The organism is Actinosynnema sp. NPDC091369, assembly GCF_044757065.1.
Lineage (GTDB): Bacteria > Actinomycetota > Actinomycetes > Mycobacteriales > Pseudonocardiaceae > Actinosynnema.
On the sequence record NZ_JBIVUG010000001.1, the window covers coordinates 1,465,973 to 1,486,339 of the forward strand.

General features: G+C 72.7%; 22 protein-coding genes. 19 read left to right on the plus strand and 3 right to left on the minus strand.

Features of this window, described 5'->3' with window-relative positions; all coding sequences use genetic code 11:
* Positions 1–84: 84 nt before the first annotated feature.
* The 7 genes from ACIQMJ_RS07315 (at position 85) to ACIQMJ_RS07345 (ending at position 5,492) form a co-directional block, all read left to right on the plus strand.
* Positions 85–1,005, plus strand: a complete 921-nt coding sequence (locus ACIQMJ_RS07315) for a proline dehydrogenase family protein (protein ID WP_499760067.1) — start codon at positions 85–87, stop codon at positions 1,003–1,005.
* Between the two features lie 8 nt (positions 1,006–1,013).
* A complete protein-coding gene (locus ACIQMJ_RS07320; protein ID WP_499760068.1) occupies positions 1,014–1,820 on the plus strand; it encodes a thioesterase family protein in 807 nt (268 codons plus the stop codon).
* 49 nt (positions 1,821–1,869) lie between these two features.
* On the plus strand, positions 1,870–2,682 hold the full coding sequence (proC, locus tag ACIQMJ_RS07325) for a pyrroline-5-carboxylate reductase (RefSeq protein ID WP_499760069.1): 813 nt from the start codon (positions 1,870–1,872) through the stop codon (positions 2,680–2,682).
* 120 nt (positions 2,683–2,802) lie between these two features.
* Entirely contained in the window at positions 2,803–3,006 is a 204-nt protein-coding gene (locus tag ACIQMJ_RS07330) for a helix-turn-helix domain-containing protein (protein WP_053722699.1), read from the plus strand.
* A gap of 121 nt (positions 3,007–3,127) precedes the next feature.
* Entirely contained in the window at positions 3,128–3,229 is a 102-nt protein-coding gene (locus ACIQMJ_RS07335; RefSeq protein WP_015105422.1) for a 30S ribosomal protein bS22, read from the plus strand.
* A gap of 211 nt (positions 3,230–3,440) precedes the next feature.
* Entirely contained in the window at positions 3,441–4,478 is a 1,038-nt protein-coding gene (locus ACIQMJ_RS07340; RefSeq protein ID WP_499760070.1) for an NAD-dependent epimerase/dehydratase family protein, read from the plus strand.
* 27 nt (positions 4,479–4,505) lie between these two features.
* A complete protein-coding gene (locus ACIQMJ_RS07345; RefSeq protein ID WP_499760071.1) occupies positions 4,506–5,492 on the plus strand; it encodes a lysophospholipid acyltransferase family protein in 987 nt (328 codons plus the stop codon).
* A gap of 450 nt (positions 5,493–5,942) precedes the next feature.
* On the opposite strand, the gene ACIQMJ_RS07350 is transcribed toward ACIQMJ_RS07345, so the two are convergent.
* From ACIQMJ_RS07350 to ACIQMJ_RS07360, 3 genes are all read right to left on the minus strand, one after another.
* Entirely contained in the window at positions 5,943–6,830 is an 888-nt protein-coding gene (locus ACIQMJ_RS07350) for an HAD family hydrolase (RefSeq protein WP_499760072.1), read from the minus strand.
* Between the two features lie 39 nt (positions 6,831–6,869).
* Positions 6,870–7,961 (minus strand): DUF5667 domain-containing protein, encoded by a 1,092-nt coding sequence (locus ACIQMJ_RS07355; RefSeq protein WP_499760073.1) that lies wholly within the window; start codon positions 7,959–7,961, stop codon positions 6,870–6,872.
* 103 nt (positions 7,962–8,064) lie between these two features.
* On the minus strand, positions 8,065–8,718 hold the full coding sequence (locus tag ACIQMJ_RS07360; protein WP_233816785.1) for a sigma-70 family RNA polymerase sigma factor: 654 nt from the start codon (positions 8,716–8,718) through the stop codon (positions 8,065–8,067).
* Between the two features lie 171 nt (positions 8,719–8,889).
* Between ACIQMJ_RS07360 and ACIQMJ_RS07365 the strand changes: the two genes are divergently transcribed.
* The 12 genes from ACIQMJ_RS07365 (at position 8,890) to ACIQMJ_RS07420 (ending at position 20,354) form a co-directional block, all read left to right on the plus strand.
* Positions 8,890–10,359, plus strand: coding sequence for an AMP-binding protein (locus ACIQMJ_RS07365; protein WP_499760074.1), 1,470 nt, complete (start codon positions 8,890–8,892; stop codon positions 10,357–10,359).
* 5 nt (positions 10,360–10,364) lie between these two features.
* On the plus strand, positions 10,365–10,601 hold the full coding sequence (locus tag ACIQMJ_RS07370; protein WP_499760075.1) for a glutaredoxin family protein: 237 nt from the start codon (positions 10,365–10,367) through the stop codon (positions 10,599–10,601).
* A gap of 119 nt (positions 10,602–10,720) precedes the next feature.
* Complete coding sequence (locus tag ACIQMJ_RS07375) at positions 10,721–12,211, plus strand: molybdopterin-dependent oxidoreductase (RefSeq protein ID WP_499760076.1); 1,491 nt, start codon at positions 10,721–10,723, stop codon at positions 12,209–12,211.
* A 155-nt stretch (positions 12,212–12,366) separates the two neighbouring features.
* Entirely contained in the window at positions 12,367–13,137 is a 771-nt protein-coding gene (locus tag ACIQMJ_RS07380) for a redox-sensing transcriptional repressor Rex (RefSeq protein WP_141980186.1), read from the plus strand.
* 37 nt (positions 13,138–13,174) lie between these two features.
* Positions 13,175–14,497, plus strand: coding sequence for a glutamyl-tRNA reductase (locus tag ACIQMJ_RS07385; protein ID WP_499760077.1), 1,323 nt, complete (start codon positions 13,175–13,177; stop codon positions 14,495–14,497).
* Positions 14,494–15,435, plus strand: a complete 942-nt coding sequence (gene hemC, locus ACIQMJ_RS07390; RefSeq protein WP_387485898.1) for a hydroxymethylbilane synthase — start codon at positions 14,494–14,496, stop codon at positions 15,433–15,435. Before ACIQMJ_RS07385 ends, hemC begins: the two co-directional genes overlap by 4 nt.
* Positions 15,436–15,449: 14 nt before the next feature.
* Positions 15,450–16,982 carry a bifunctional uroporphyrinogen-III C-methyltransferase/uroporphyrinogen-III synthase gene (locus ACIQMJ_RS07395; RefSeq protein ID WP_499760078.1) on the plus strand — a complete coding sequence of 511 codons (1,533 nt, stop codon included), beginning with the start codon at positions 15,450–15,452 and terminating at the stop codon, positions 16,980–16,982.
* A 201-nt stretch (positions 16,983–17,183) separates the two neighbouring features.
* On the plus strand, positions 17,184–18,161 hold the full coding sequence (gene hemB, locus ACIQMJ_RS07400) for a porphobilinogen synthase (RefSeq protein WP_499760079.1): 978 nt from the start codon (positions 17,184–17,186) through the stop codon (positions 18,159–18,161).
* Positions 18,158–18,715 carry a hypothetical protein gene (locus ACIQMJ_RS07405; RefSeq protein WP_499760080.1) on the plus strand — a complete coding sequence of 186 codons (558 nt, stop codon included), beginning with the start codon at positions 18,158–18,160 and terminating at the stop codon, positions 18,713–18,715. Before hemB ends, ACIQMJ_RS07405 begins: the two co-directional genes overlap by 4 nt.
* A gap of 43 nt (positions 18,716–18,758) precedes the next feature.
* On the plus strand, positions 18,759–19,295 hold the full coding sequence (locus ACIQMJ_RS07410) for a hypothetical protein (protein ID WP_499760081.1): 537 nt from the start codon (positions 18,759–18,761) through the stop codon (positions 19,293–19,295).
* A 76-nt stretch (positions 19,296–19,371) separates the two neighbouring features.
* Positions 19,372–19,929, plus strand: coding sequence for a type II secretion system protein (locus ACIQMJ_RS07415; RefSeq protein ID WP_499760082.1), 558 nt, complete (start codon positions 19,372–19,374; stop codon positions 19,927–19,929).
* A complete protein-coding gene (locus ACIQMJ_RS07420; RefSeq protein ID WP_499760083.1) occupies positions 19,926–20,354 on the plus strand; it encodes a hypothetical protein in 429 nt (142 codons plus the stop codon). The genes ACIQMJ_RS07415 and ACIQMJ_RS07420 overlap by 4 nt, the downstream gene beginning before the upstream one ends.
* Positions 20,355–20,367 lie beyond the last annotated feature (13 nt).

Below are 20,367 nucleotides of genomic sequence, written 5' to 3' on the forward strand. Positions count from 1 at the left end.
CAGGACCCCTGAATTCAACGCTCAGGTCGACGGCGGCCGAACTCGCCGCCGCCCGCCCGCCGATCAGCGGCTAGGGTCTTGATCGTGAACCCGGTGCGCACGTTGATCCTCGCCGCCGCGGGCAACGACGCGGTGCGCCGGGTCGTCGCGACCGCACCCGTCAGCCGTGACGTGGTGCGCCGGTTCGTGGCCGGGGAGACCACCGCCGACGCGGTCGACGCCGCGGGACGGCTGATCGGCGACGGCCTGCGCGTCACCCTCGACCACCTCGGCGAGGACACCACCGACCGCGACACCGCCGAACGCACCGTGCGCGCGTACCTGGAGCTGCTCGACCAGCTGCACGCCGTCGGCCTCGCCGCGGACGCCGAGGTCAGCGTGAAGCTCTCCGCCGTCGGCCTGCACCTGGGCGAGACGCTCGCCCTGGACAACGCCTCCCGCGTCTGCGCGGCGGCCGAGCAGGCGGGCACCACGGTCACGCTCGACATGGAGGACCACACCACCACCGACGCCACCCTGCGCGTGCTCGCCGAACTGCGCCGCCACTGGCCGGAGGTGGGCGCGGTGCTCCAGGCGTACCTGCGCCGCACCCTGGACGACGTGCGCGCCCTCGCCGACACGCGCGTCCGGCTGTGCAAGGGCGCGTACGCCGAACCGCCGTCGGTCGCCTTCACCGACCCGCACGAGGTCGACCTGAACTACGTGCGCTGCGCCAACGTCCTGCTGGCCGGCTCCGGTTACCCGATGTTCGCCACCCACGACCCCCGCCTGATCGAGATCATCGGCGAACGCGCCCGCTGGTACGGCAGGTCCGTCGAGGACTTCGAGTTCCAGCTGCTCCACGGCGTGCGGCCCGCCGAGCAGCGCCACCTCGCGGCGGAAGGTCACGTCGTGCGCGTCTACGTGCCGTACGGCGACCAGTGGTACGGGTACCTGATGCGCCGGCTCGCCGAACGCCCGGCCAACGTCGCGTTCTTCCTGCGTTCGCTGGTCACCCGCTCGTGAGGAGCCCTGTGTCGTTCTCGGCAGCCAGTGCCGTCCGCCCCCTCGGCGACGGCACCTACACCGCGTCCCTGCCCGCCGAGTGGACGGTCGGGCCCAAGCCGCACGGCGGGTTCCTGCTGGCCGTGGTCGCGCGGGCGGCGGTGGACGGCGCGCGGGCGGCCGTGCCGGGCGCCGACGACCTCGCGCCGCTGGCGGTGAGCGCCCAGTTCCTGCGCGCGCCCGAGGTGGGGCCGGTGCTGGTGCGGACCCAGGTGCGCAAGGCGGGCCGGACGGCGACCGTGGTGACGTCGACGCTGGAGCAGCGCGGGCGCAGCTGCGTGGAGGCGGTGGTGACGGTCGGGCGGATGCCGACGGCCGCGCCGGACTACGTGGACCTGCCCGACATGGCCGCCGCGCCGCCCGCGAACGCGATCGACCTGGCGTCCATGGGCGCGGGTGGCGTCTACAAGCTCGGCGCGGTGTGCGACGTGCGGCTGGACCAGGAGGGCGCGGGGTTCCTGACCGGGCGGGTGGGCGACCCGCTGGTGCTGCGGCTGTGGGCGCGTCCGCTGGGTGAGCGGCCGGACCCGTACTTCGGGCTGGTCGTCGGGGACATCTCGATGCCGGTGACGTTCAACCTGGGCCGGTTCGGGTGGTCGCCCACGGTGCAGCTGACGGCGTTGCTGCGGGCGAACCCGGCGCCGGGGTGGCTGCGCGTGCGGGTGTCGTGCAGCGCGGTGCACGGGCAGTGGTTCGACGAGGACGCGGTGGTGGTCGACTCGGCCGGGCGGCTGGTGTGCCAGGCGCGGCAGCTGGCGCTGACGCCGGCGACCTGACCCGGGGACCTGCGGTATTGCCGTTGCGCCACCGTGGCAGGCTTGGCGCATGACGACGATCGCCGTGTTGGGTGCAGGCAAGATCGGTGAAGCGCTGTTGTCCGGGTTGCTCCAGGGCGGGCGCGCGGCCGACGAGCTGCTGTTCACCGAGAAGCACCCGGAACGGGCCGCCGCGCTCACCGAGCGGTACGGGGTGGAGGGCCTGGACGTGCCCGGCGCCGCCCAGCGGGCCGACGTGCTCGTGGTCGCGGTCAAGCCGCAGGACATCGAGCCGCTGCTGGACGAGCTGTCGCCGGTGCTCAAGCCCGGCACGCTGGTGGTGTCGCTGTGCGCGGGCCTGCCGACGGCGCTGTACGAGCGCAGGCTGCCCGACCACACGCCCGTCGTCCGGGTCATGCCGAACACGCCGATGCTCGTCGGCGAGGCGATGAGCGCCATCTCGGCGGGCAAGTACGCCACCGACGAGCACCTGAACCTGGTCGAGGAGCTGCTGACCACGGTCGGCAAGGTGGCCCGCGTGCCGGAGAACCAGCAGGACGCCGTCACCGCGCTGTCCGGCTCCGGCCCCGCCTACTTCTTCTACCTGGTCGAGGCCATGATCGACGCGGGCATCCTGCTCGGCATCCCGCGCGACCTGGCCAGCAGCCTGATCATCCAGTCGGCGGTCGGCGCGGCCACCATGCTCAGCGAGGGCGGGCAGCACCCGACGATCCTGCGCGAGGCCGTCACGTCGCCCGCGGGCACCACCATCATGGCCATCCGGGAGCTGGAGCGGCACGGCGTGCGCGCGGCCATGCTGGCGGCGTTGGAGGCGGCACGCGACCGTTCGGTGGAACTGGGACGCGCCCACGAGGTGGACTGATACCGCCATTGGCCGTCGCACCAGCCCCACCCGTCCCGTTACTCTCAGAGGAGCACGTGCGTGTCGAACCGTCGGTGGGGAAGCCGACGGCACGACGCGTGTCGAAGGACGCGGTGATCCATGCCTGCGGAGGAGAAGTCGCTCGGTCAAGTCAGATTCATGACGGTCGCCGAGGTCGCGCTGATGATGCGCGTGTCGAAGATGACGGTGTACCGCCTGGTCCACTCCGGTGAGCTGACGGCGGTGCGCGTGGGCAAGTCGTTCAGAGTGCCGGAGAAGGCGGTCCACGAGTACCTGCGGAACGCCTACTTCGACGCCGGGTGAGGGTGCGTCCGGGCAGGCGGGTAAACTCATAGGCCGTTCGTGCCTGGTGTCGGCGCGCCCACTTGACGGGTGTCTCCACCAGCGCGTGGAGACCCCGACGTCTAGTAGTGAAGGAACCCGCATGGGCTCGGTCATCAAGAAGCGCCGCAAGCGCATGTCGAAGAAGAAGCACCGCAAGTTGCTGCGCAAGACGCGGGTCCAGCGCAGGAAGCGCGGCAAGTAGCCCCTGCGGGGTTCTCGCACCGCCAGTCCCCGGTCCTCGTGGCCGCGGGGCTGGCGGTGTCTTCGTCCGACCTGGGACGGACCGCGCCCGCCATCCGGGTGATTGTCCGGTAAAGGCTCCGTGACCTGCGTCAAGACGAGGTTCCGCGACCGATGGCGCTGCGGGTTCCCGGATAGCATCGTCGAGTCGCACCCCTCGCACAGGGAGTCGCATGGCGCCCAAGGTCGTTCTCGTCACCGGTTGCAGCCGCTACCTCGGCGGGCACCTCGCCGCGCGCTTCGCGGCGAACCCGGACATCGAACGCGTGCTCGGCGTGGACACCGAACCGCCGTCGCGCGACCTGCTGCGCCGCATGGGCCGCGCCGAGTTCGTGCGCGCCGACATCCGCAACCCCCTCATCGCGAAGGTCATCGCCACCGCGCACGTCGACACGGTCGTGCACGCGTCGGTGACGGCGAACCCGGCCGGTCCGGCCGGGCGGACCGTGATGAAGGAGATGAACGTCATCGGCACGATGCAGCTGCTGGCCGCGTGCCAGAAGTCGCCGCACGTGCGCAAGCTCGTGGTGAAGTCCACCAGCGCGGTCTACGGGTCCAGCTCGCGCGACCCGGCGGTGTTCACCGAGGACATGGGCCCGAAGGACCTGCCGTCGAGCGGGTACGCCAAGGACGCCGTCGAGGTCGAGGGCTACGTGCGCGGGTTCGCCCGCCGCCGGCCGGACGTGGACGTCACCGCGCTGCGGTTCACCAACTTCATCGGCCCGCGCATCGACACGGTGCTGACCAGGTACTTCGCCCTGCCCGTCGTGCCGACCGTGATGGGCTACGACGCCAGGGTGCAGCTGCTGCACTCCGAGGACGCGCTGGCGGTGCTGGAGCGGGCGACGCTGCACGACCTGCCCGGCGTCTACAACGTGGGCGGCGACGGCGTGCTGATGCTGTCGCAGGCCATCCGCCGCGCGGGTCGGATCGCGCTGCCGGTGCCGAGCGCGGCGGTGCCGACGATGGGCCGGTTCTTCCGCGGCGCCCGGCTGGTGGACTTCTCCCCGGACCAGATGAGGTTCCTGAACTGGGGCCGGGTGGTGGACACGACCCTGCTGAAGGAGGAGTTCGGGTTCACGCCCCGGTGGACCACTCAGCAGGCGTTCGACGACTACGTGAGCGGGCGCGCGCTGCGTCCGCTCATCGACCGGGAGCTGGTGACGTCGGTCGAGCGGGGTGTGCTCGACCTGGCCGCCAGGTTCCGCTGACGGGCTGACGGGCGAGGAGGTGGACGCGTGGCAGAGGCACGGGTGATCCCGCTGCACGGTGCGGACCGGGAGGTTCCGCGAGGACGGCGCGGGGCGGGCCGGCCGCCCGGTCCGGTTCCCGTGCCCGAACCGTCGCACGTTCCCGAGCCGGAGGGGGCCGAGGAGGCGGAGGCGGGGTGGGAGCACCGACTGGCTGACCTGTTGGCGTTCGCGCGCCGGCGGATCCAGGGCGACTACGAGGTGGACGAGTTCGGCTTCGACCCGGACCTCACCGACAACGTGCTGATGCCGCCGCTGCGGCCGTTGTACGAGAAGTGGTTCCGGGTGGAGACGATCGGCATGCACAACGTGCCGGGCGAGGGCGGCGCGCTGATCGTCGCCAACCACTCGGGCACGCTGCCGTTGGACGCGACCATGACCGCTTTCGCGGTGCGCGCGGACCACCCGAAGCGCCGGCACCTGCGCATGCTCGGTGCGGACCTGGTGTTCAGGACGCCGGTGCTGGGCGCGTTGGCGCGCAAGTCGGGGCAGACGCTGGCGTGCAACCCGGACGCGGAGCGCCTGCTGCGGTCGGGCGAGCTGGTCGGCGTGTGGCCGGAGGGCTTCAAGGGCATCGGCAAGCCGTTCAAGGACCGGTACAAGCTGCAGCGGTTCGGGCGGGGCGGGTTCGTCTCGGCGGCGCTGAACACGGGCGTGCCGATCATCCCGTGCTCGATCGTGGGTGCCGAGGAGATCTACCCGAAGATCGGCGACATCAAGGCGCTGGCCAGGCTGTTCGGCTTCCCCTACTTCCCGGTGACGCCGTTCTTCCCGTTGCTGGGCCCGCTCGGCGCGATCCCGTTGCCGTCGAAGTGGTACATCGAGTTCGGTGAGCCGATCCGGACCGACGTGTACGGGGAGCACGCGTCGGACGACCCGATGCTGGTGTTCAACCTGACCGACCAGGTCCGGGAGACCATTCAGCAGACCCTGTACCGGTTGCTCACGCAGCGGCGGAACGTTTTTCTGGGTTGAGGGTTCGAAGAATGTTCCGGTTGGGTCGTGGGTCCGGGTTTCGTGTCATCCCACCGACCTCCACAAGGGCCACCACACGTGTCAAGGGGGCGACATCAGTGGACGCCGTAGCCCGCAGTGGACTTCGCCCTCCTTGACACGTGCGGTAGAGCTGCGCCAGGTCGGCGGGATGACACGAAGCCCTACTTATGCAGCAGAGACGCCCAGTGGACGGGGTCGGGGGTCGCGAGTCGCAACCGGGGTACGGGCGGGTCGGGCGCGGTCGGCCGCGATGGCCCTTGCTTGCAACAGCCCGACCCACAACGGAACAGGAGATCCCGGAGTTAGGTGGGGTAATCCTGCTGATCTGCCCGTCCGGCGAGGACGCTTTTGATGTTTTGATTTTCTCAAGCTCGCAAGCCACGGCGAGCGAAATGTTCCCAGGGTCGATGGGCGAGGATCCCGACCGGATCAGCGCATGCGGCGACGGTAGGCCAGGGTGGCGGCGATCAAGCCCGCCAGGGCGCCCGCGCCCAGCACCGACGGCACGCCGATCTTGGCCGCCTTGCGGCCGGTGCGGAAGTCGCGGATTTCCCAGCCCCGCTTGCGCGCCGTCTCGCGCAGGCCCGAGTCCGGGTTCACCGCGACCGCCGTGCCGACCACCGACAGCATCGGCACGTCGTTCACCGAGTCCGAGTACGCCGTGCAACGCCGCAGGTCCAAGCCCTCCTTGGCGGCGAGCGCGCGGACCGCGTGGGCCTTCGCGCGGCCGTGCAGCAGGTCGCCCACCAACCGGCCGGTGTAGATGCCGTTACGGCTCTCCGACACCGTGCCCAGCGCCCCGGTCAGGCCGAGGCGCCGCGCGATGATCTGCGCCAGCTCGACCGGCGTCGCGGTGACCAGCCACACCCGCTGGCCCGCGTCCAGGTGCATCTGCGCCAGCGCCTGCGTGCCCGCCCAGATCCGGTCGGCCATCAGCTCGTCGTAGATCTCCTCGCCGAGCGAGACGAGTTCCGCGACCGACCGGCCGGCCACGAACGACAGCGCCTGCTCGCGGGACGCGGCGACGCTCTGCGGGTCCTCGCGGCCACCGACCCGGAACTTGAGCTGCTGCCAGGCGAAGCCGGCCAGGTCGGAGTTCTTGAAGTACTTGCGCGCCGCCAGCCCGCGGGCGAAGTGGAAGATCGACGCGCCCATCATCATGGTGTTGTCGACGTCGAAGAACGCGGCGGCGGTGAGGTCGGTGGGCGCGCTCCCGGACGGTCCGATCGTGAGCGCGGCCTCGGCCGAAGCCTCGCCGGCCAGCGCGGCACGCCGCTCCCGTTCCGCCGAGCCCTCCACCACACGCCTTTTCACCACGTCAGCGCCTCCCGCGGTCCGATGGGGACAGGGTAGCGATCAGCCGCCGAGGCCGGGCAGCGGCAGCGACGGGAGGGTCAGGGTGGGCAGCGGCGGCAGCGGGCCGGTGGGCGTGGTGGTGGTCGGCGCGGGCGGGGCCGAGGGCGTCGGGGCGCTGGGCACGCCACCTCCCGGCGTGGTGGTGGCACCAGGCGCGTTGCCGGCCGTGGTGGGCGCGACGGGGGTGCTCGTCGCGGTCGCGGACGGCACGTCGCCGGTCGACGTGCCCGGGTCGACGGGCGGCGGCGCGCACTCGTCCTGCGCGGGCACCGGCCCGACCTGGTCGACCTGCCCCGACGTCACCGACGCGCAGTCGACCCGCGCGTGCAGCGCGGACGCGCGGTCGGTGATCCGGGTGAGCAGGTCCAGCGACGTGCCCGCCCGGTCGGCGGCCTGGACGGGCAGCGACGGGCGCAGGTCGGTCAGCCGGGTCGCCTGCGCGGTGGCCCAGTCGCGCAGGTCTTCGAGGGCGCGCTGATCCGAGTTCGAGCCGAGCGCGGTCAGCACGCGGGAACCGGCCGCGGCGTCGGCGTCGAAGTCGGTCAGCGCGGTCAGGTAGCCGCCGAGCGGGCCGCCGCCGGAGTCGTCGCGGTAGCGGTCGACCAGCGTCTCGATCTCGGACAGGCGCGCGGCGGCGAACTCCAGGCGCTTGTTGCCCCTCGACTCCTCGCCGAAGGTGAGGCCGAGCGAAGCCGACTCGGCGGTGCGCTTGACGCCGTACAGCGCGTCACCCGGCAGCGCGTCCCGGCTGAGCAGCAGGCTCATCCCGGCCAGCGAGAACAACAGGCACAGCGCCGCGGCGAGGGCGACCGCTAATCGCCCGCGCGCCCCGGTCCTGCGCTCGCGAACGGGCTGGTCGAGCTTGGTGGGCGGCGGCTCGGCCGCGCCGAGCACCCGGGCCCGCATCCGCGCCCTGGCCTCGTCGTCCGGCCCCGCGGTGACTGCGGCTTTCCGCAGCAGCGCCACCACCGCGAGCTCGTCGGCGAGCTCCTCGGCCTCGGCCGCGACGGGGTCGGGATGCGCGTCGACCGCGCGGGCGAACTGCTCGCGCTGCCTGTGACGCCATAGCGGCGTGATCCCTCTGCCTACCATCCCGCTTGGCCAACCATCCCGCACCGTTTCGAGCGATCCTGCCCCGAACAACGAACCGGGGCATCCCGGGGTTACGCGGGTGACGAGTGGTGCGACGGTGATCTCACCGCAGCCACGGGGGCAGCAGCTGGGCCAACCGGCGCACCGCTCGGTGCTGAAGGGCCTTGATCGCGCCCTCGTTGCGGCCCATCCTCGCGGCCGTCTCGGCCACGGACAACCCCTGGATGAAGCGCAGGGTGATGCATTCGCGCTGGTCGTCACCCAGTTGGGCGACGCAGCGGAGCAGCTCGGCGTTGGTCGCGTCGGTCAGCACTTCCTGCTCGGGACCGTCGGTGACCTCGCGGTTGTCGGCCAGCTCGGCCGTGGTGACCTCCAGCCGGTAGCGGCTGGACTTCACGTGGTCGAAGACGATGTTCCGCGCGATCGTGACGAACCACGCGCCGACGTCGCGGCCCTGGTAGCTGATGGACCCGATGCTGCGCAGCGCGCGGAGGAACGTCTCGCTGGTGACGTCCTCGGCCAGCGTGCGGTCGCCCACCCGGAAGAGCACGTACCGGTACACCACGTCGACGTACCGGTCGTACAGCGCGCCGAACGCGTCCGTGTCGCCGCCCTGAGCGGCGCGGACCAGGTTCCACGGCTCGTCGGCCGCGTTGCTCTCCACGCTGTCGATCGTGCTGGACTGCCCTCCCGCGCTCCACCTCGAGCGGAGCGTCCGGATGGTTCGGACGGAGTTCTCGCGTGCCCGTGCGGTCATCGGCTCGCGGCACCTCCACAGGGTCGCCGTGCCGGCAGCATACGTGTTGTTACTCCGTAGTAGGTAGCGGCAACCGGTGTCGACATCACGACGCGGGTGGAGGCACTGCGTGACGCCGCCCGCCCGTGACAGACTGCGCTGAGGTCCGCTGTGGTTCACCAGGAGGTCACGTTGACCGCTTCCGCAAGCAACATCGCCGACCTGGTTCGCGCCTCCGCGCACCGTGGACCCAATCACGCTGCCCTGGTCGATGTCACGACTGCGAACAGCTACACCTGGGCCGAGTTCGACGCCGCCGTGGACGGCGAGGCGCACCGGCTCGTCCGAGCGGGCGTGGAACCGGGCGACCGGGTGGTGGTGCGGCTGCCGACCGGTCCCGAGTTCTGCGTCGCGGTGTTCGGCGTGCTGCGCGCGGGCGGCGTGCTGGTGCCCGCCGGGCCCGGCCAGCCGACGCGCGAGGTGCAGCGCCTGGTCGCCGACAGCGGCGCGGAGCTGCTCGTGGGCGACGGCGGCGGCGCGGACGTCGAGGTGCTGCCCGCGCCGACGATGGAACCGGGCGAGGAGTTCACCGCCATCGGCTCCGGCGAGGACGTGGCCGTGCTCGGCTACACCTCCGGCACGTCGGGCTCGCCGCGCGGCGCGATGCTGTCGCACCGGGCGCTGCTGGCCAACGTCGAGCAGTGCGCGTCCCTGCGCCCCGCGCCGGTGACCGCGGGCGACCGGGTGCTGCTGGCGCTGCCGCTGTTCCACGTCTACGGCCTCGGCCCCGGCCTGCTCCAGGTGGCGGGCGCGGGCGCGACGGCCGTGCTGCTGGAGCGGTTCGACCCGGACCAGGCGTTGACCGCGATCCGCGAGCACCGGGTGACCACGCTGGTCGGCGTGCCGCCGATGTACGCGGCGATCCTGGCCCAGCCCGTCGACCGGCTCCGCGCCGACCTCGCCACGGTCCGCCTGTTCACCTCCGGCGCCGCGCCGCTGGCCGCCGGGCTGCTCGACGCCATGCGCGACGCGGTCGGCCTGCCCGTCTACGAGGGCTACGGCCTGACCGAGACCGGGCCCGTGCTGACCACCACCCTGGCGGGCGGCGCGCCCAAGGCCGGTTCGGTCGGGCGCGCGCTGCCCGGCGTGCTGATCCGGCTGGTCGACACCGACGGCCGCCCGCTGGACCTGGACGAGGACGAGCCGGGCACCGGCCTGGTCGCGGCCAAGGGCGACAACCTGTTCAGCGGCTACTGGCCCGACGGCGCGCACGGCCCGGACGCCGAGGGCTGGTTCCGCACCGGTGACGTCGGCTACCTCGACGCCGACGGCGACCTGCACCTGGTGGACCGGGCGGGCGACCTGATCATCGTCAACGGCTTCAACGTCTACCCGCACGAGGTCGAGCGGGTGCTGGCCGAGCTGGACGGCGTGGCCGAGGCGGCGGCGGTCGGCGTGCCGGACGAGCGGACCGGCGAGTCGGTGAAGGTCGTCGTGGTGCCCGCGGCCGGCGCCGAGCTGACCGAGGACGTGGTGAAGGACCACTGCGCGGGACGGCTGGCGAAGTTCAAGGTGCCGACCGTGGTCGAGTTCGCCGACGCGCTGCCGCACTCGCCGACCGGCAAGCTCGCGCGGGCCCGGCTGCGCCTGCCCCTAGCCTGAACGCCGTGAGCCACCACGTGACCTTGATGAGCCGGGTCGACTGCCACGCCTGCGAGCAGGCCAAGGCCGACCTGGAGCGGATCTGCGGCGAGCTGGGCGTGCCGTGGGACGTCCGGGACGTCGACTCGGACCGCGAACTGCGCGCCGAGTACGGCGACCGGGTGCCGGTGATCCTCGTCGACGGCGAGGAGCACGGGTACTGGTCGGTCGAGGAGGACCGCCTGCGCGCGGCCCTGCGCTGACGGTCGCCGTGCCGACGGTCGCCGGGCCGACGATTTCGGGCCGGCGAATGTCAGGCTGACGATTACCGGCCGCTTACGGAATCGGCCGGCCGGGCGGTCCGGGGTGTCGAATCGACGGCATGAACCGCGTGACCGCCGCCCTGGTCGGCGTCCTCGGCGTGGCCGCCGCGCTGGCGGCCGGGCACCTCGTGGCCGGGCTGGTCGGGCCGCCGGCCTCGCCGTTCCTGGCGGTGGGCAACACCGCGATCGACTTCGCGCCCAGCCCGCTCAAGGACTTCGCGATCCGCGCGTTCGGCGTCCACGACAAGCTCGTGCTGCTGCTCGGCATGGCCGTGGTCCTGCTCGCCGCGGCCGTCGCCGCCGGCCTGCTGTCCCGCCGCACGCCGCTGCCGGGCACGGTCCTGGCCGTCGTCCTCGGCCTGCTCGGCGTGGCCGCCGTGCTCCACCGCCCCGACCTGGGTCAACTGGGCGTCCTCGCGCCCGTCGCGGCTCTCGCCGCCGGCGTCGCCGTGTTCCGGTGGCTGCACGCCAAGGCCACCGAGCCCGGCGAGCACGCCGACGGCCGCCGGGCGTTCCTCGTCGCCTCGGGCGCGACGGGCCTGGCCGCCCTGGTCGGCCAGGTCGCGGGCACCCGGGTCGACGTGGAGGCGTCCCGGCGGGCCGTCGGCGCGCTCAAGCCCGCCTCGCCCGCGCCGCCCCTGCCGCCGAACGCCGACTTCGCCGCCGAGGGCACGCCCGCGTTCATCACGCCGAACGCCGACTTCTACCGGATCGACACGGCGCTGAGCGTGCCGCGGATCCGCGCCGAGGACTGGGTGCTGCGCGTGCACGGCATGGTCGACCGGGGGCTCGTGCTCCGCTACGACGACCTGCGCCGCCGTGACCTGGTCGAACGCACGGTCACGCTGGTCTGCGTGTCCAACGAGGTCGGCGGGCCGTACATCTCCACCGCGAACTTCGTCGGCGTGCCGCTGCGGGACGTCCTGCTCGAAGCGGGCGTCCGCGCCGGGGCCGACCAGCTGTTCTCCACCAGCGCCGACGGCTGGACGGCGGGCTCGCCGCTCGACGTCGTGCTGGACCCCGACCGGGGCGCGCTCATCGCGCTGGGCATGAACGGCGAGCCGCTGCCGCTGGAGCACGGCTTCCCCGCCCGCCTGGTCGTGCCCGGCCTCTACGGCTACGTCTCGGCGACCAAGTGGGTGGTCGACCTGGAGGTGACCACGTTCGACGCGCGGCGGGGCTACTGGCTCGACCGCGGCTGGGCGCGGGAGGCGCCGGTCAAGGTGATGTCCCGGGTCGACCGGCCGGAGCGCGGGTCGACGGTCACCGGCCGGGTCGTCGCCACCGGCGTCGCGTGGGCCCAGCCCACCGGCATCGGCCGGGTCGAGGTCCGCGTCGACAACGGCCCGTGGCGGACCGCGACCCTCGCCGACGACGTGAGCGGTTCCACGTGGCGCATGTGGCGGGTCGAACTGGACCTGCCGCCGGGCGGTCACACGATCGAGGCACGTGCCACCGACCAGGCCGGCGTCACCCAGCCGCAGGCCCGCGTGGCGCCCGTCCCGGACGGCGCGACCGGCTGGCACAGCGTCTTCTTCACCGTCGCCTGAGTCACCCGAACGGGTTCGAACCGGAATTCACCCCACGGGGTCCAGGGCCCGGTCGCCAACTTTGTGCAAGCGTTCACAAGCGGTACGGTGGGTGCATCACTCCGCTGGTGGCGGTACCCGGCGGGTCAGTGCGACGGATGTCGAGGAGTTCCAGCGTGGCGGCTCAGCGGGGCGAGGGTGACGGTGTCGTGACCCGCCCAGGGGAGACCGGTACCGAAGCGCCCGCCGACGTCCGGGAGCGGGCACGCGCGATCCCCGAGGCGGCGGTGGCGCGGCTCGCGGTCTACCTCCGCGTCCTCTCGGGCATGGTCGAGCAGGGCGTGACGACCATCTCCAGCGAGGAGCTGGCGGGCGCGGCCGGCGTCAACTCGGCCAAGCTCCGCAAGGACCTGTCCTACATCGGCTCGTACGGCACGCGCGGCGTCGGCTACGACGTCGAGGTGCTCGTGAGCCACATCGAGCGCATCCTCGGCCTCACCCGCAAGCACTCGGTGGCGGTCGTCGGGATCGGTAATCTTGGTCACGCGCTGGCCAACTACGGCGGCTTCCCCAGCCGGGGCTTCCCGGTCGCCGCGCTGTTCGACATCGACCCGGACCTGACGGGAGTGCCGGTAGGCGGCATACCTGTCAACCACATCGACGACATCACGACCGTCTGCGCCGAGCGCGAGGTCTCGATCGGCGTCATCGCGACGCCGCCGCAGGCAGCTCAGGCCGTCTGCGACCGTTTGGTATCCGCCGGAGTCCAGTGCATCCTGAACTTCGCACCCGTCGTGCTCCAAGTGCCGGACTACGTCGAAGTGCGCAAGGTCGACCTGGCGGTCGAGATGCAGATCCTGTCGTTCCACGTCGCGCGGCGGGCTGACGAGGCCGCCGGTGACGTGGTCAACGGCATCGGTGTGGACGGGGTGGTGATTCGCCCGTGATCGTGCGGGTAGTGAGCCGGTCGGTGGTGACGGCGGTATGAGCGTGCTCGTCGTCGGTCTGTCCCACCGGACCACCCCGGTTCCCGTGCTGGAGCGCGTCGCGGTCGCCGACGCCGACCGCGGCAAGGTCCTCGACCAGCTGCTGAAGGCGCCGAGCGTGTCCGAGGCCGTGCTGCTGTCGACCTGCAACCGGGTCGAGGTGTACGCGGTCGTCGAGACGTTCCACGGCGGCATGAACGAGGTCGTCGAGGTGCTCGCACGCCAGGCCGGCGCCGAGCCCGCCGACCTGTTCGAGCACCTGTACGTGCACTACTCCGCCGCCGCGGTCGAGCACCTGTTCTCCGTGGCGGGCGGCCTGGACTCGATGGTGGTCGGCGAGGCCCAGATCCTGGGCCAGCTGCGCACCGCCTACAACGCCGCCGACGAGCAGGGCGTGGTCGGCCGCACGCTGCACGAGCTGGTCCAGCACGCGCTGCGGGTCGGCAAGCGCGTGCACACCGAGACCGACATCGACCACGCCGGCGCGTCCGTCGTGTCCGAGGCGCTCGCCGACGCCGCGCAGGCGCTCGGTGGCCTCGAAGGGCGCAACGCCCTGATCGTCGGCGCGGGCTCCATGGGCGGCCTGGCCGCCGCCCACCTGCGCCGGGCCGGCATCGGCGGGGTCGTCATCGCCAACCGCACCGCCGCCAACGGCGAGCGCCTGGCCTCGGCCCTGCGCGCGGACGGCGTGCGGGCCACGTCCACCGGCCTCGACACGTTGACCGAAGCCGTCGCCGAGGCGGACGTGCTGTTCGCCTGCACCGGCTCGGTCGGCACCGTCGTCGGCGCCGAGCACATCGGCGACCGCGCCCCGGACCGGCCGCTGGTCGTCTGCGACCTCGGCCTGCCCAAGGACGTCGACCCGGCCGCGACGCTGCTCGACGGCGTCCGCGTGGTCGACCTGGAGACCCTCCAGCGCAGGCTGTCCGACGCCCCGACCGGGCAGGGCACGCTGCGCGCGGCGGAGATCGTGACCGAGGAGGTCCGCGCCTACCTGGCCGGGCAGCGCTCGGCCGGGGTCACGCCCACCGTGACGGCACTGCGCAAGCGCGCCGCCGAGGTCGTGGACGCCGAGCTGCTGCGCCTGGACTCGCGGCTGCCCGAGCTGGACGGCGCGGTGCGCGACGAGCTGGCCAAGACCGTGCGCCGGGTGGTGGACAAGCTCCTGCACACCCCCACCGTGCGGGTGAAGGAGCTGGCCGCGGCGCCCGGTGGGGCCGGTTACGCCGAGGCGCTGCGCGAGCTGTTCGGGCTCGACCCGCAGGCGCCGTCCGCCGTCAGCACCCCCCATTCGACGCAACCCAAAGGTGAGAAGCGGTGAACCGCACCCTGAGGATCGGCACCCGCGGCAGCGCCCTCGCGCTCGCGCAGACCGGCCACGTGGCCGACGCGCTGCGCGAGGCGGGCGCGACCGTGGAGATCGTCACGATCTCCACGCCCGGTGACCGCTCGTCCGCACCCATCGCCGAGATCGGCATCGGGGTGTTCACCTCGGCGCTGCGCGACGCGCTCGCGAACGGCGAGATCGACGTCGCCGTGCACTCGTACAAGGACCTGCCCACGGCGCGCGACCCGCGCCTGTCGCTGGCCGCCGTCCCGCCCCGCGAGGACCCGCGCGACGCGCTGGTCGCCCGTGACGGCCTGACCCTCGGCGAGCTGCCCACCGGCGCGAAGGTGGGCACCGGCTCACCCCGCCGCGCCGCGCAGCTCAACGCCCTCGGACTGGGCATCGAGGTGGTCGCCCTGCGCGGCAACGTCGACTCCCGCATCCGCAAGGTCGCCGACGGCGAACTGGACGCCGTCGTGCTCGCCCGCGCCGGCATCGCCCGCCTCGGCCGCACGGCCGAGATCACCGAGACCTTGGAGCCCATCCAGATGCTCCCCGCGCCCGCACAGGGCGCCCTCGCAGTGGAGTGCCGGGTCGACGACGTCGACACCGAGCACCTCCTCCAGTCCACTCTGGACGACTCGGCCAGCAGGGCCGCTGTCGCTGCCGAGCGCGCCCTCCTGGCCGCGCTCGAAGCAGGCTGCAGCGCGCCGGTCGGCGCACTGGCCGATGTGGTGGAAGACCTCAGCGACGAGGGGACCGTGGTTCTCCGCCTGTCCCTGCGCGGGGTCATGGCGACGGAGGACGGCGACCTCCTCCGTGCGTCCGCCACCGGTGACTTGACCGCAGCAGAGGAACTCGGCCGCGCGCTGGCCGCCGAGTTGCTCGACCTCTCCGGCCACGCCACCGCGTCGCCGGCGGGGCGTAGTTGATGGGGAGTGCCCTGATGACCCGCGCACGCAAGACCCCCGGCCGAGTCGCGTTCGTCGGCTCAGGTCCGGGCGACACCGGGCTGCTCACGGTCCGGGCCCGCGACCTGCTCCACAAGGCGGAGCTCGTGGTCACGGACCCGGACGTCCCGGCCGAGGTGGTGGCGCTGGTACCCGACGGCGTCGAGGTGCGACCCGCCGTGGGCGATCCCGCCGACGTCGCGAAGGACCTGGTCGCCGAGGCGAAGAACGGCCACGCCGTGGTCCGCCTGGTGGCGGGCGACCCGCTGACCCTGGACTCCGTGGTCAAGGAGGCGCAGGCCGTCTCCAAGACCACGATCGCGTTCGACGTGGTGCCCGGCGTCCCCGCCGGCACCGCCGTGCCCGCCTACGCGGGCGTCGCGCTGGGCGCCGTCCACACCGAGGCCGACGTCCGCGGCGTGACCGACTGGGCCGGCCTCGCCGCCGCCCCCGGCACGCTCGTCCTGCACGCCACCGGCGGCCACCTGGCCGAGGCCGCGTCCTCCCTGGTGGAGCACGGCGTGGCACCGCAGACCCCGGTCGCGGTGACCTGCGACGGCACCGGCTTCGGCCAGCGCACCGTCGACACCACGCTGGCCTCGCTGGCCGCCGACGCGGGCGACCTGGGCGGCCCGCTGGTCGTCACGGTCGGCCAAGCCGTCGCCGGCCGCACCAAGCTGTCCTGGTGGGAGTCCCGCGCCCTGTACGGCTGGCGCGTCCTCGTCCCGCGCACCAAGGAGCAGGCCGGCGCGATGAGCGACCGGCTGCACTCCCACGGCGCGATCCCGGTCGAGGTCCCGACCATCTCCGTCGAGCCGCCGCGCAGCCCCGCCCAGATGGAGCGCTCGGTGAAGGGCCTGGTGGACGGCCGCTACCAGTGGGTCGTCTTCACCTCGACCAACGCCGTCCGCGCGGTCTGGGAGAAGTTCCGCGAGTTCGGCCTGGACGCCCGCGCGTTCTCCGGCGTGAAGATCGCCTGCGTCGGCGAGTCGACCGCCGCCAAGGTCCGCAGCTTCGGCATCATCCCGGAGCTCGTGCCGTCCGGCGAGCAGTCCTCCGAGGGCCTCCTCGCGGACTTCCCGCCCTACGACGACATCCTGGACCCGGTGGACCGCGTCCTGCTCCCGCGCGCCGACATCGCCACCGAGACCCTGGCGGCCGGCCTGCGGGAACGCGGCTGGGAGATCGACGACGTCACCGCCTACCGCACCGTCCGCGCCGCCCCGCCGCCCGCGGACACCCGCGAGATGATCAAGTCGGGCGGCTTCGACGCCGTCTGCTTCACCTCGTCCTCCACGGTCCGCAACCTGGTGGGCATCGCGGGCAAGCCGCACGCCCGCACCCTGGTGGCGTGCATCGGCCCGCAGACCGCCGAAACGGCCCGCGAGTTCGGCCTCCGCGTCGACGTCCAGCCCGAGGACGCCAACGTCCCGGCCCTGGTCGACGCCCTGGCCCAGCACGCCGCCCGCCTGCGCGCGGAAGGCGCCCTGCCCCCACCGCGCAAGACCAAGCGCCTCCGCAGGTCCTGACCGGAACCGGCAGGCCCGGCGGGACGCTCGTCCCCGCCGGGCCTGCCGGCCACGGCCTGCCTGGGTGCTCGTGAGGGCCCCATGTCACATCGAGCCGGGCCTGAGCGTGCTCCACCAGAGGTACCCCGACTCGCAGCACCCCTTGCGCATACCGAACCACAGGGCACCGACAAAAAGACCTCTCACCAGGGAAGTGCCGCAGTGTTCCCAGCCCACCGCCCCCGCCGCCTGCGCACCACGCCGGCCATGCGCCGCCTGGTCAGCGAAACCACCGTGCGCCCGCGCCAGCTGATCCTGCCCATGTTCGTCAAGGAAGGCGCCTCCGCGCCGGCCGAGATCCAGAGCATGCCGGGCGTCTTCCAGCACACCCGCGAGTCGCTGCGCAAAGCCGCCGTCGAAGCGGTCCAGGCCGGGGTCGGCGGGATCATGCTGTTCGGCGTGCCCGCCGAGCGGGACGCGGTCGGGTCCGGCGCGACCGACCCGGACGGCATCCTCAACGCCGCCCTGCGCGACCTGCGCCAAGAGCTCGGCGACGCGACCGTGCTGATGTCGGACTGCTGCCTGGACGAGTTCACCGACCACGGCCACTGCGGCGTGCTCACCCCCGACGGGACCGTCGACAACGACGCCACCCTCGAGGTCTACGGCGAGATGGCCGTCGCCCAGGCCGAGGCCGGCGCCCACGTGGTCGGCCCCAGCGGCATGATGGACGGCCAGATCGGGTTCATCCGCAACGCCCTGGACGAGGCCGGCCACACCGACACCGCCGTCCTCGCCTACAGCGCCAAGTACGCGTCCGCCCTCTACGGCCCGTTCCGCGACGCCGTCGAGTCCCAGCTCCAGGGCGACCGCAAGACCTACCAGCAGGACCCGGCCAACGCCCGCGAAGCGGTCCGCGAGGTCGCGCTCGACCTCGCCGAGGGCGCCGACATGGTCATGGTCAAGCCCGCGCTGCCCTACCTCGACGTGGTCAAGGCCGTCGCCGAGGTCTCCGACGTGCCCGTGGCCGCGTACCAGATCTCCGGCGAGTACGCGATGGTCGAGGCCGCCGCCCGCAACGGCTGGATCGACCGCGAGCGGACCGTGCTGGAGATGCTCACGTCGATCCGCCGGGCCGGCGCGGACATGGTGCTCACCTACTGGGCCGTCGAGGCCGCCGGCTGGCTGGACCGGGCATGACCACGCCGTCGCCCGCCCGGCCCACTCCCGCCAGACCGCCCCGGCCCACCCCGCCCAAGCTCGTCGACCTCGCCCGGTGGCTGTTCATCCTCAGCGCGGCCGTGGGCCTGGTCCGGTTCGTCGTGCAGCTGGCCGACCGGGAGATGCTGATCCGCGAGCTGCGCGCCCAGCAGCCGAACCTGAGCCAGGACGAGCTGGACGCCGCCGCGACCGGCGGGATCGTGTTCGGCCTGCTGATCGGCGTCGGCATGGTGCTGGTCTACACGCTGCTGGCGAACCGGATGGCCGGCGGGCGCAACTGGGCCCGGATCGTGCTCACGGTCGTCGCCGGCGCCGGGATCTTCCTGGGCGTGCTGCGCCTGGTCGCCGCCGTCTCCGGCGTCACGGCCGCGTTCGGCCTGGCCGTCAGCCCCGTCGACCTGGCGTTCGGCGTGGTCACGATGCTGATCGACGCGACCGCCGTGGCGCTGATGTACCAGACATCAGTTTCCCGACACTTCCGATCACAGCGTTCGGTCAATCACCGGCCACCACCCGTAGCTAACGGGTTGTGATTACCGGTCGACGGATCGCGCCACCCCTCCTACGGTCCGTCGCATGACCAATCCCCATGACCCCCGCAACCAGGGCCAGCCGCAGCAGCCCGGCTACCCGCCGCCCGCCCCGCCCTTGAACGAGAGCGAGCTGCGGCAGCCCGCCCGTCCGAAGTCCGTCGACACCGCTTACTTGTTGTGGCTGGTCGCGGCTGGTATCAGCATCCTCAGCAACCTGATCGGCCTGGTCATCGCGGGCGACCTGGCCCGGGAGACCGCGGCGGCGCTCGGCGTGTCCGGCGCGGCGGCCGAGCCGAGCTACGGCTCGACGATCTTCAGCCTCGTCCTCGTCGTGGTGTGGATCGTGGTCGTGATGCAGATGCGCAAGGGCGCCAACTGGGCCCGCATCCTGCTGACCGTCCTGGGCGGCCTGGCCGTCATCGGCAACCTGCTCAGCCTGCTGGCCTTCGGGATCCTGTTCTCGCTCGGCTTCCTCGGGGTGCTGTCGGCCCTGCTGGTGCTGGCGTCGCTCGTGGCGATCGTCGGTGCGATCGTCTTCATGTTCAAGTCCGACTCGAACCACTACTTCAAGGCCAGCTGACCTCGAGGTAACGGATGTGCTGTCCGCCGCTCGTCGCGGTGGACAGCACCCCTCGGCCGCCCTAGCGTGCTGAACCGTGACGACCCCACAGGACCCTGACAACCTGCCCCCGCAGCAGCCGTACGCGCCGGCGCAGCAGTCGTACGCGCCGCCGCCGTTGAGCGAGTCGGAGCTGGCCGGGCACGGCGGCCACGGGCAGCCCGCCGGGCCGGAACCCAAGGAAGTCCGCCTGTCGTTCTTCCTCTGGCTGGCCGGCGCGGTCCTGCTCGTCGTGTCGTCCCTGCTGGTGCTGACCCAGCGCGACCTGGCGATCGAAGAGGCGCGCAAGGCGCCGCCGACGCCGGGCGTCACGACCGAGCAGCTGGAGTCGGCGGTCACCGCCGTCCTCGTGTTCCTCGTGATCATCGGCGTCGTGCTGGCCGCCCTGATGGCGTTCTTCGCGTTCAAGATGCGCGCGGGCCGCAACTGGGCGCGGATCACGCTGACCGTGATCGGCGCGGCCGTGCTCCTGTACCACATGTTCGGGTTCTCGCTGGTCGGCCTGGTGATCGTGCTGGTCGTGGCCGCCGCCGTGGTGACGATGTACCTGCCCGCGTCGAAGACCTACTTCGACTCGGCCAAACGGGTCGGATGACCGAGCAGCCGCACACCGCGCCCGCGCCGCCCGCCCCACCCCCGGTGGTGCGCGGCGCGGTCGCCGTCTGGTTCGCCCTCGGCGCGTTCCTGCTGCTGGAGAACGCCGTGCTGTGGCTGCGCCGCGCGGAGCTCGAACAGGCGGCCACCCGCGCCGGGGACGACCCGGCCGCGGTCACCGGGCTGCTCGGGCAGCTCGCCGTGGTCGCGGTGGCCTTCGCGATCGGCTACGGCCTGTTCGGGTGGCTGCTGCGGCGGGGCAGGCGGTGGGCGCGGGGCGTGCTCACCGGGGTCGCCGTGCTGCACGTGCTGTGGATCGTGCTGCCCGGCGCGAGCGCCGCCAACCTGGTGACGCTCCTGCTGATCGCCGTCGGTTTGGCGTTCACCTGGCTCCCCGGTACGGCACAGTGGGTGAAGCAGCACTGAACCCCGCGGAGAA